Annotated in this window: 5 protein-coding genes and 2 tRNA genes; 3 read left to right on the top strand and 4 right to left on the bottom strand. The window is 42.7% G+C overall.

Annotated elements, in window-relative coordinates; translation table 11 throughout:
• Window positions 1-35 precede the first annotated feature (35 nt).
• A tRNA-Asp gene (locus tag O6P32_RS11180) sits at window positions 36-109 on the top strand.
• Window positions 110-337: 228 nt separating this feature from the next.
• Here O6P32_RS11180 and mutS read toward each other — a convergent pair.
• Window positions 338-2,932 (bottom strand): DNA mismatch repair protein MutS, encoded by a 2,595-nt coding sequence (gene mutS / locus O6P32_RS11175; protein WP_269878619.1) that lies wholly within the window; start codon window positions 2,930-2,932, stop codon window positions 338-340.
• A 138-nt stretch (window positions 2,933-3,070) separates the two neighbouring features.
• On the opposite strand from mutS, the gene O6P32_RS11170 reads away from it, so the two are divergent.
• The gene (locus tag O6P32_RS11170) at window positions 3,071-3,589 is read left to right on the top strand and encodes a flavin reductase family protein (RefSeq protein ID WP_269878575.1); all 519 of its coding nucleotides are present in this window, start codon (window positions 3,071-3,073) and stop codon (window positions 3,587-3,589) included.
• 349 nt (window positions 3,590-3,938) lie between these two features.
• Here the strand turns inward: O6P32_RS11170 and O6P32_RS11165 are convergent, their stop codons facing one another.
• From O6P32_RS11165 to O6P32_RS11155, 3 genes are all read right to left on the bottom strand, one after another.
• Window positions 3,939-5,429 carry a RagB/SusD family nutrient uptake outer membrane protein gene (locus O6P32_RS11165; RefSeq protein WP_269878574.1) on the bottom strand — a complete coding sequence of 497 codons (1,491 nt, stop codon included), beginning with the start codon at window positions 5,427-5,429 and terminating at the stop codon, window positions 3,939-3,941.
• Between the two features lie 23 nt (window positions 5,430-5,452).
• Window positions 5,453-8,527 (bottom strand): SusC/RagA family TonB-linked outer membrane protein, encoded by a 3,075-nt coding sequence (locus O6P32_RS11160; RefSeq protein ID WP_405371365.1) that lies wholly within the window; start codon window positions 8,525-8,527, stop codon window positions 5,453-5,455.
• Window positions 8,528-8,783: 256 nt separating this feature from the next.
• Window positions 8,784-8,854, bottom strand: a tRNA-Gln gene (locus O6P32_RS11155).
• Window positions 8,855-8,989: 135 nt separating this feature from the next.
• Here O6P32_RS11155 and O6P32_RS11150 point away from each other — a divergent pair.
• Complete coding sequence (locus O6P32_RS11150; RefSeq protein ID WP_269878573.1) at window positions 8,990-12,247, top strand: S41 family peptidase; 3,258 nt, start codon at window positions 8,990-8,992, stop codon at window positions 12,245-12,247.
• Window positions 12,248-12,298: the final 51 nt, after the last annotated feature.

Here is a 12,298-nt window from a genome sequence, read left to right as displayed (position 1 = left end):
AGAGAGAAAGCAACGATAAAAACAAAAAACTTAATGGTGCGTTAGTTCAGTTGGTTAGAATACATGCCTGTCACGCATGGGGTCACGGGTTCGAGTCCCGTACGCACCGCTTGAAAAAGTCCTCTAAGAATTTCTTAGGGGACTTTTTTTATATAAGCATTTCAAGCAATATTTATCAATGATTCTTTTTTGTATAGGAATATTCTTTATTACGTGTTTAATTTCGGGTTAATCAGATAAGTGAAAGTATTAGGTCTTCTTATTTATAGTGTCTTCTGTGAAAAAAGATCATTTAAATAATACTTGTCAGAAAATAAAAAAATCGTCAAGGGAAGAATTATTTCCCCTTGACGATTTTCTTTATATCATTCAGCTTATTCAGTGCTTCGAGTGGTGTCAGATTATTTACATCCAAATGAAGTATCTCGTCGCGTATCTGACAGAGTACCGGGTCGTCCAATTGGAAGAAGCTAAGCTGCACACCGTCGGAATGTGTCTTTTTTACTTCCATTTTCGGCTTGCCTGACTGTATTCCTTCCTGACGGTTCTCTGTTTCAAGTTGGTGAAGAATTTCATCGGCACGTTTGACAATCGATTTCGGCATTCCGGCCATTTTGGCTACATGGATACCAAAAGAATGCTCGCTACCTCCTCTTTCCAACTTACGTAAGAAAATTACTCTGTTGTCTACCTCCTTGACAGATACGTTGTAGTTTTTGATACGCTTGAAACTTTGCTCCATATCGTTCAGCTCGTGGTAGTGAGTAGCAAAAAGTGTACGGGCACGTGCTTTCTTATGCTCGTGTATATGCTCTACGATGGCCCAGGCAATGGAAATACCGTCGTAAGTAGAGGTACCGCGACCCAATTCGTCGAAAAGCACCAGACTACGTGGTGACAGATTGTTGAGAATATCCGCAGCTTCGTTCATCTCTACCATGAAAGTAGACTCTCCCACCGAGATATTGTCGCTGGCCCCTACACGGGTGAAGATTTTGTCGACCAGTCCGATGTGAGCACTTTCCGCAGGAACAAAGCAGCCAATCTGTGCCATTAATGTAATCAGAGCCGTCTGTCGGAGTAAAGCCGATTTACCGGCCATATTCGGACCCGTAATAATGATTATCTGCTGCTCTTCTGTGTCAAGATATACATCGTTGGCAATGTATTTCTCTCCTAAAGGCAATTGCTTCTCGATTACCGGATGTCTTCCCTGATGAATATCCAGTATATCGTCATCGGCTACTACCGGACGTATATATTTGTTAGCTTTTGCCACACTGGCAAATGAAAGCAGACAGTCCAACCGTGCTATCTGATTAGCATTAATCTGGATGGCTGGAACAAATTCTGCCAATGCCATGACCAGATCTGTATAGAGGCGGTTTTCAAGGATTAGTATTTTATCTTCCGCTCCTAATATTTTTTCTTCGTACTCCTTCAGTTCCTGGGTAATGTAACGCTCTGCATTCACCAAAGTCTGCTTACGAATCCATTCTGCAGGGACCTTGTCTTTATGAGTGTTACGTACCTCTATGTAATAACCGAATACATTGTTGTATGCTATTTTCAAGCTGGGAATACCTGTCTGTTCTATTTCCCGTTGCTGTATCTGAAGCAAATAGTCCTTTCCGGAATAAGAGATGCGGCGCAATTCGTCCAACTCCTCGTCTACCCCGTCTGCAATAACTCCCCCCTTGTTAATCAGTAAAGGCGGATCGTTCTTTATCTCTTTGGCAATCCGGTCGCGGATGGAAGTACACAGATTCAGGTGCTCCCCAATGCGGCGAAGGCTTTCGTTATCCGCATTCAGGCAGGCATTTTTTATCGGCTCTATGGCTTGGAGTGCGATCTTAAGCTGTACCACCTCGCGCGGAGAAATACGTCCTACTGCAGCTTTCGAAATGATACGTTCCAAGTCGCCTATCAGATGCATTTTTTCTTCAATAAAATCCTTGAACTCCGGTTCGCGGAAGAAATACTCTACTACATCCAACCGTTCGTTGATAGGCTTTACATCTTTCAGGGGAAATACAACCCACCGTTTCAGCATACGCGCTCCCATAGGGCTGATGGTATGGTCGATGACATCGAGCAGGCTTGTGCCTCCTTCGTTCATACTTCCAATCAGTTCCAGACTGCGTACAGTAAACTTATCCAGACGTACATAAGAGTCTTCTTCTATTCTGGAAAGTGAAGTGATATGTCCTATCTGGTAATGCTGCGTCATATCCAGATACTGGAGAATAGCTCCAGAAGCAATGATACCGTTTTTCAACTGTTCTACTCCAAATCCCTTCAGATTCTTGGTCTCGAAGTGCTTCAACAGTTTTTCGCGTGCAGAAGTCTCGGTAAAAATCCAGTCATCCAGTTCGAATGTGAAGAATTTGTTGCCGAAATTTCCTTCGAACATTGGTTTCTTTCCCCGTTCGAACAATATCTCTTTCGGGCCGAAATTATTCAGAAGTTTGTCTATATAATCGGTAGGACCTTCGGCTGTCATGAACTCTCCGGTAGAGATGTCAAGAAATGCTACTCCACATGCGGTTTTCCCGAAGTGTACAGCCGCAAGGAAGTTGTTCTCCTTGTACGACAAGACATTGTCGCTGATAGCTACTCCCGGTGTAACCAGTTCGGTAATACCTCTTTTCACCAGTTTCTTGGTGGTTTTCGGGTCTTCCAGCTGGTCGCAGATGGCTACTCTTCTTCCGGCACGAATCAGTTTGGGTAAATATGTATCGAGTGCATGATGTGGAAATCCTGCCATTTCCACTGTTTTGCTTTGTCCGTTGGCACGTTTAGTCAGTGTGATTCCTAAGATATCGGCAGCTGCTACTGCATCTTCCGAGTAAGTTTCGTAAAAGTCACCACACCGGAACAACATGATTGCATCCGGATGCTTGGCTTTCAGGTCGAAGTATTGTTTCATCATAGGAGTCAATACAACATCAGTATCTTTTGCCACAGTCAAGTCCTTTCTTTTTTTTGATTATACCTTTCTATTAACAAGGCAAAGATACGTTATTTTTCTTACTTTTGTAAGTTAGTTTTTAACACAAATACTGAAGATATGAAAGAAATAAAAGCAACGGAACTGACAGATAATCTGTTTCAGACAATAGGAAAAGAGTGGATGCTGGTGACAGCCGGAACACCGGAAAAGTTTAACACCATGACAGCAAGCTGGGGTGGTACAGGATGGTTATGGAACAAGCCGGTAGCTTTTGTTTTTATCCGTCCGGAGCGTTATACTTATGAATTTATAGAACAGCAGGATACGCTGACTTTGTCCTTCTTGGGAGAAGCACACAAAGATATTCACAAGGTTTGTGGATTTCAGTCGGGAAGAAATGTGGATAAGGTAACAGCAACCGGATTGAAACCTTATATTACAGAAGAAGGCAATGTAACATTCGAACAGGCCCGTCTTGTCTTTGAATGTAAAAAGCTGTATGCCGATATGATTAAGCCTGAACTGTTTTTCGATAAAGAACTGATAGATCGCTGGTATGGCGAAGGACATGGTAATTTCCATAAAATGTATGTAGTGGAAATTACTCATGTATGGGTTGATGAGAATGTAAAGTAATCTGCTTATAGAAAGAAAAAGAGGTATGTTTTTGGAGTAAAAGTCTTTGTCTGCTCCAGTAAAAATTGTTTGTTATATTTGTCTTTTTCTATAATCGACGACGTCGGATGTACAATCGTCGTCGTTGGTTTTGTAATCCGCGTCGCTGGCCGTACAGCCGACGGCGCGGATTACACTTTGTTGTTTATGGCAGCAGATGAAGCTACAGCTATCTGCTCTTCTTTATTTTGCATACAAGTAGATTGCAATTTACTTCTTTTCTTGTATGGCATAAAAAAAGCCGACTTCATATCCGAAGCCGGCCCAGAATGAAAACTTTATTATACAGTCATCACCTTTCAACAATATCTTATCGTGGATTCTGCTGCATATTAGGGTTTGCATCTATTTCCGTTTGTGGAATAGGCAATGCCAGACGCAAATCGTTGGGAGCAATACTGTTGGCTTGTGCATCCTTGATTGTGTTCAGATGCCATCCGCCTTCCCGCTTGATGGTCAGTTTATTTCGGGTATAGTCGTAAAGAGCCAACCCCTCTCCTACCAGTTCTTTGCGTCGTTCTTTCAAGATTCTTTCCAATGTAAATTCTGCTGCTTCTACAGTCTTTGCCGGATTGGTACGACGGCTTACGATTTCGTTAAGATACTCTCTGCCTTTGGAGGATTTATCTCCACCCAGCTTGAAACTTGCTTCTGCTGCATTCAGATAGATTTCGGATAAGCGTACAATACAGAGGTTATTGTCTCTTGGGTCGCCGCTTTTTCCCGGGTATTTAGTCAGATAGACTTTTTCCGAACGGGCAGCTTCAGGAAGACCTTCATTGTTGGAAATGACGGAAGCTTGTGTCAGACAGTGCCGGATGTCATTCGGATCTTCGTTCAGTAAATCCAGATAAGCTTTTGTCAGTATCAGATTGTTCCAGTCTACTTTGGCTTCGTTGGCATACACCATGGGAGCACCTTCTCCTCCCGATCCGCCGGAAGGTTCTGTGAGTGAAAAATAAAATTCGAATAATGATTCCGACTGGAAGTCTTTGCCCCATACATTAGGATACTCTTCGTACGAGTACAGTTGATAAAGTTGTTTGCTGTTTTCAATAACATCGGTAGCAGCTGTATAAGCGGATTCGTTATCTCCTTTATTCAGATATACTCTGGAGAGCAGACCTTGTACGGCCCAGTAATTTAAGAATCCGTCTGCTTTTTCTGTGCTCAATCCGGACAATGAGTTGCTGAGGTCTTCAATCACTTGTTTATAACATTCTGCTACTGTATTCCGCTTTGGCTGATGAGTCTGGTCGGTGATAGTCGTTTCGATAGGTACTCCAAGCGAAGCGCCGTTATCGTAACTGTAAGGCATACCGAAAAGACGTGTCAGGTCGTATAAAGCCAGTCCGCGCATGGCCAATGCTTCCGATTTGATACGGTTTAGCGATTGGGTATCACTGGTCTTTACATTTCCCTGTTCGATATAATACAATAGATTATTGGTCTGGCGTATTACTTTGTAAGCCTGATTCCATACCAGGGTAATGTTGAAGTTATCACTTGCCAGTACATTGTATTCATAATAAGGAGATACACGTCGTCCGGCTCCTTTGCTTTCGCGGGCCTGTACATCTTCTGCCCTGCAATCTCCATAATACAGGTAGTTATCCCCATAGTAGCTGTGGGCAGAAGCCAGACGATAAATTCCGTTCAAGGCACTTTGTGCATCCTCCAATGTCCGGATAGCCTCCGGAGTTTGGATAGAAGTCGACGGGTCTAAGTCGAGCCAACTCTCGGAGCAAGAGGAACTTCCGAGAGTCATCAGAATGAGTATATAAGTATAAAATTTTTTCATAACATTCAGTATTAAAATAGAGTTTAGAAAGTCAGTTGTACACCAAAGCTAAAAGTACGCATGGGAGGTGCCTCACAGAATACCTCTCCGTTGACAGGAGTTTCCGGATCGTATTGTTTCCATTTTGCCCAGGTCAGCAGGTTGCTTCCCGAGAAATAGAAACGGGCTTTATTTACCATTACTTTTCTGGTCCACTCTCGAGGTAGAGTATATCCCAAAGTCAGGTTCTTGAGACGCAAATGGTCGGTGCTGTGGATATAGCGTGAGGAATTGTTGTCGCTTGCCGACTGGTTGTAAACAAAGCGGGGAACATCTGTCTGGTCGCCGGGTTTCTGCCAACGGTCCATAGCATAAGCAGGAAGATTATACTTCGAAGTGTATATGTTGGTTGTTCCGTTTTCAATGTAAGTTCCCAGTTTGTCGAACGAATATCCTCCCAGTGAATAAGTAAGTGTAAAACTTAAATCCAGTTGCTTATAATTTAATATGTTGGTCAGACCGCCCGATATCTTAGGATTCACAGACTTGTATGGGATAGCTTGTGCCTTGCTGATATCGTTGGTGATTTCTCTGCTGTAAGAACCGTCTTTATTCAGAGTATTGGTGTAATAGAGTGCATCTCCGTTTTGAGGATCTACACCGGCAAACTCTTTCACATAAAATGTGTGATATGGCAATCCTACCTTGTGTATGAACCAGGTGCCTTCGATAGATTGTTCCAATTGGCCGTTCAAGGAAATAATCTTATTTGAGTTATGGCTTAAATTAAGGACGGTACTCCAGTTGAAATGTGGAGTTGCAAAGTTGATGGTACGTAGTTCAAGCTCTACTCCTTTGTTATTCAGTTGCCCTACATTACTCAGATAATTGGTAAATCCGGTTGTGGCACTGATAGGAAGACTGTAAAGCAAGTCTTTGGTATCTCGGTTATAATATTCTATGCTCAGGAAAATACGGCTAAGGAAGGCTAAATCCAGTCCGATATTCAGATTGTAGTTCTTTTCCCATTTCAGATTCGGATTAGCCAGCGACGATTCATAAGAACCAAATCCACCCATATAACTTTGGCCGTAGGTGTATAATCCCATGTATCCGTATAAAGAACCGGGTTGATTTCCGTTTACACCATAAGAAGCTCTGATTTTCACATCACTTAGAATGTGTTTGATTGGTTTCATAAACGATTCGTTGCTTAAATGCCACATACCGGATACAGACCAGAAATTGCCCCAACGGTTTTTGGGTGACAAACGTGAGCTTCCGTCCCGACGGAAACTTCCGGCAATGTAGTAACGGTCGTCGTAATCGTAATTCAGACGAGAGAGATACGATAGCATTCTGTATGCCTGGGTAGACGAAATAAAGCTGTTCAATACAGAAGCATTGTCCGGTTCTACCAGATTGCTGTTCGACGGAAGGCGAGAACGCTCTCCTGAAGCTTTATCTGTCTGATAACTTTCTATTTCGTATGCTGCCAGTACATCCAGATGATGTTTATAGTTGAACGTATGTACATAGTTCAGCGAAGTAGAAGAAATCAGTTTTCCGTATTCAATAAATCCTTTGGAAGTCTGTGCATCGCTTCCGCTTTTAGGGCCGGCGGCACTCAGTGGGTTGAAGTATCGTGAATCCTTCTGAATGGTATAGTCGTAACTTAAAGTTTCTTTTAGTTTCAGTCCTTTGAGGGGTTCGATGCTGGCATAACCTGTAGAAAACATACGGGTCATGCGTGTACGGTTATAGTCGGTAAGGATATCCCGTAAAGGATTCAATGTTGTGCCGGGATAAGCTCCTACATAATTCCCGTCTTTGTCTCTTACAGTCATGGAGGGGTTCATGAGCATGGCTACATCAAGGAATGGATTGATGGAAGAACCTCGTTCTTCGTTCATTTCCTGATTCATCTGAGTAAACATTACGTTAGCTCCTACTTCTCCGTATTTTCCTACTTTCTGCGACATATTCAATCGTGCTGAATAGCGGTCGAGGCTGGAATTTTTTGCCAACCCTTCCTGACTGTTATAACCTAATGAAGCATAGAAAGTAGTGCGTTCGTTTCCTCCCGAAACAGAAGCTTCGTAATTTTGATGTATGGCTGTGCGGAGCAGTTCTTTCCTCCAGTCGGTATATCCCAGTTCAGGAACATAAGCGTATTTGCCTATTTCCTGTCCGGCATATTCCGAAGGCGATTTCATTTGTTTGTCGAGTGCATAGTTGTACAAGCCTTCGTATAGTAGTTCGTATCGCTGGTCACCGCTTAAAGTCGGTCTGAAGTCGACAGCAGCATCCGAAAAACCTCCGGCAATGTTCAGTGAAACTTGAGTTCGTCCTGCTTTTCCCTGTTTGGTAGTGATAAGAATTACTCCATTGGCTGCTCGTGAACCGTAGAGTGAAGCTGCCGCTGCATCCTTGATGACGGTAATATTCTCAATATCCGACGGGTTCAGTGTACTCATGATATTGGTTTTGGAGTTATTCATATAAGCTGCATCAGCCCCTCCAGTACTGAGGCTACCTGATGTTACAGGAACTCCGTCGATTACAAATAAAGGTTCTTGTGAAGCATTGAAAGAACCCATACCACGGATACGGATACTTTGATTGGCACCCGGTTGTCCGGAACTGCTGGTAATATTGACACCGGTAGTCATACCTTGCAGCTTTTGTTCCACGGTCATTACAGGAACGTTCTTCATCATATCTGCGCGGAGTGTATTTGCCGAACCGGTAAAGGAGGATTTGGAGAAGTTCCCGTATCCGGTTACTACCACTTCGTCCAAATTCATGGATTCAGCTTCCAGGCTGATGTTTAATATGCCGCTGCTGGGGGCTTTCAGTTCTTGGGTTTTCATTCCTAGGTATGCAACTACCAGTGTACAGTCCGAATTCGGGATTTGAAGTATATATTTCCCTTCAATGTCGGTTACTACACCTTGTGCTTCGTTACCTTTTACAGAGATTGTAGCACCGATAAGCGGCTCACCGTCTTCTGCGGAAGTTACAATTCCTTTGATTTCCTTGTTCTGTGCAAGCAATGGCTGATAGCAGAGACTAATCAGTATAGCAAGCAAAATCTTGATTCTGAAAATTGTCTTCATAATGTTTTATCTTTAGCATAAAACAATAGTTCAAATTTCAGGCCAAACGGGAATAGGGGTTTTAATGGGTTTTAACAAGGTATACAGGAAAAGTATTGTAGAGTTTTTCTACAGAATAGGTGAAAGAATCTACACAGTGAAGTTGTAAAATCTGGATAGTAGAGAGTTGAAATGAATCGGAGATGCTGTGGGGAGAATAAATAGCACAGAGTATATAAAAAGAAAAGCTCTGAAAAAAAATTCAGAGCTTTCAGCGTTGGACTACCAGGATTCGAACCTGGACAAACAGAACCAAAACCTGTTGTGCTACCATTACACCATAGTCCAAACATTAAATTCACTTTCCTTAGAAAGCGTTGCAAAGATAAATGTTTTGTATTATATGCTCCAAATAATTTTTCACTTTTTTTCGTGGCTAAGGTAGAATCATTATCTTTGTCTGTCAATTAATCAAAGAATTATATGAAGAAATTGTTAGTCTGTCTTGCATTGGGGGCAAGCGGTGTGGCAGGTTTTGCTACTACTCCGCTATGGATGCGTGATGTGCGTATTTCTCCTAATGGTCAGGAAATAGTATTTTGTTACAAAGGTGATATTTATAAAGTTAGTACAAAAGGAGGGGAAGCTGTTCAATTGACTACTCAGGATTCTTATGAAGACAATCCGGTGTGGTCGCCGGATGGAAAGCAAATCGCATTTTCAAGCAACCGCTATGGAAACAGCGATATCTTTATCATGTCGGCCAATGGAGGTTCTGCAAAGCGTCTGACGACTCATTCTGCTGCTGAAACTCCGTCTTCATTTACTCCTGACGGTAAGTATATATTGTTTTCGGCTTCTATTCAGGATCCGGCAACGAGTGCTTTATTTCCTACTTCGGCAATGACAGAGCTTTATAAGGTTCCTGTCGCAGGAGGAGCTGTACAGCAAGTATTGGGTACACCTGCCGAAATGGTTTCTTTTGCTTTGACTGGAGATTTCTTCTTGTATCAGGATTGTAAAGGATACGAAGACAAGTGGCGTAAGCATCATACTTCTTCTGTTACACGTGATATCTGGAAATATGATGTAAAGACTGGTTCTCATACTAATCTGACGAAGCGTGCAGGCGAAGACCGTGAACCGGTATTGGCACCAAACGGAAAAGATGTATACTTTTTGAGCGAACGTAATAATGGTTCGTTCAATGTATATCAGTTTGCTTTGGAAACTCCGGAGAAAGTACAGGCTGTAACTTCTTTCAAGACACATCCGGTTCGCTTTCTGTCGGTTGCGGAAAATGGGATGCTTTGCTATACATACGATGGTGAAATCTATACACAGGCAACAGGAGCGAAACCTCAAAAGGTAAAAATTAACGTTACCCGTGATGATGAGGATATTCCGGTGATGTTGAACATGACAAGAGGTATTACTGCAGCTACTCCTTCTCCCGATGGAAAGCAGGTAGCCTTTATTGTACGTGGAGAGGTGTTTGTAACTTCTGTAGAATATGGTACTACCAAACAGATTACACATACTCCGGAAGCGGAAAGTGGAGTTTCTTTCGGAGCAGATAACCGTACTTTGGTGTACTGTAGTGAGCGAGGCGGAAAGAAAGGATTGTATCTTGCCAAGATTACCCGTGAAGAAGATCTCAACTTCCCTAATGCAACATTGATTGAAGAAGAAGCATTGCTCCCTTCTGATAAGGTGGAACGTACCGCTCCTCAGTTCTCTCCAGACGGTAAGGAAGTGGCTTTTATTGAAGACCGTTCCCGTTTGATGGTGGTAAACCTGAAGAGTAAAAAGGTACGTCAGATAACAGACGGTTCTACTTGGTATACTCGTTCTTATCCATTCGACTATTCATGGTCTCCGGATGGAAAATGGTTTGCTTTGGAGTTTATCGGTAACAAGCATGACCCGTATTCGGATGTAGGTATCGTGAGTGCTGATGGAAAAGGTCAGATTGTAAATCTTACTAATAGTGGGTATACCAGCGGTTCTCCTAAGTGGGCAATGGATGGAAATGCCTTACTCTTTACTACCGAACGTTATGGTATGCGTAACCATGCTTCATGGGGTTCGCTGGATGACGTAATGATGGTATTCATGAATCGGGATGCATACGATAAGTTCCGTCTCAGCAAGGAGGATTACGAATTGCAGAAAGAGCTGGAAGCCGAACAGAAGAAAGCTGCAGAAAAGAAGGAAGACAAGGACAAGAAGAAAGATAAGAAAGAAGAGAATGACAAGAAAGAAGAACCGAAGTCTGTTGTGGTAGAACTGGATGGTATCGAAGACCGTATCGTACGCCTGACTCCTAACTCTTCAAGTCTTGCATCGGCTATCCTTTCCAAAGATGGAGAAGACCTGTATTATCTGTCTGCCTTCGAAGGAGGATTTGATATGTGGAAACTGGAATTAAGAAAAGGTAATACCAGTCTGCTGCATAAGATGGATTCGGATGCTGCCTTCATGGAGACTGATAAGGACGGAAAGAATATCTTTATCATCAGCAGCAGTTCGATGAAAAAAATGGATAGTGCATCCGAAAAACTGAAGCCGATTTCTTTTAAGGCACAGATGAAGATGGACTTGGCTGCCGAACGTGAATATATGTTCGATTATGTATATAAGGAAGAAAAGGAACGTTTTTACAGAACCGACATGCATGGAGTAGATTGGGATGCTATGGCTGCTGCATATCGTAAGTTCCTGCCTCATATCAACAATAACTATGACTTTGCCGAACTTTTGAGCGAGTGGCTGGGTGAGCTGAACGTATCTCATACCGGTGGACGTTATTCAGCTTCTCTTCCTGGTGAGGTAACAGCTAATTTAGGCTTGCTGTACGACTGGGGCTATACAGGCAACGGATTGCGTGTGGCAGAAGTGGTAGAGAAATCTCCTTTCGACCGTAGTACATCGAAGGTAAAGGCTGGAGTTATCATTGAAAAGATCGATGGAGAAGAAATCAAGGAAGGTATGGATTATACACCGTTGCTCAATGGTAAGGGTGGAAAGAAAGTATTGGTTTCTTTGTATGATCCACAAACCAAATCGCGTTGGGAAGAAGTGGTGAAACCTATTTCTAACGGTGCATTTTCTTCTTTGCTTTACAAGCGTTGGGTGAAACAGCGTGCGGCAGATGTAGAAAAATGGTCGAACGGTCGTTTGGGTTATGTACACATCGAGTCGATGGACGATGAAAGTTTCCGTACTGTGTATTCGGATATTTTGGGTAAATACAACGACTGCGAAGGCATTGTAATTGATACTCGTTTCAATGGAGGTGGCCGTTTGCACGAAGATATTGAAGTACTGTTCAGCGGTAAAAAATATTTTACTCAGGTAGTACGTGGACGTGAAGCCTGTGATATGCCGAGTCGCCGTTGGAATAAACCTTCTATCATGCTGCAGTGTGAGGCCAACTATTCCAATGCACATGGTACCCCTTGGGTGTATAGTCACCAGAAATTGGGTAAACTTGTTGGAGCACCTGTACCGGGAACAATGACCAGTGTGAATTGGGTTACCTTGCAGGATCGTAGTCTGGTATTTGGTATACCGGTAGTAGGTTATCGTTTGCCCGATGGCAGTTATTTGGAAAATACACAACTTGAGCCGGATGTATATGTATTGAATATTCCTGAAACCATTGTCAAAGGAGAAGATACACAATTGAAAGCTGCTGTCGACGAGTTGTTGAAAGACATAGATCGTAATAGAAAATAAAAAAGATTGATGCCGGTTCTTCTTTGCTGATAGTGGCAGAAAGAACCGGCA

Source organism: Phocaeicola acetigenes (genome assembly GCF_027529745.1).
GTDB lineage: Bacteria > Bacteroidota > Bacteroidia > Bacteroidales > Bacteroidaceae > Phocaeicola > Phocaeicola acetigenes.
The sequence above is the reverse complement of the archived record's forward strand: the minus strand, read 5'-3'. Positions and strand labels throughout refer to the sequence as shown.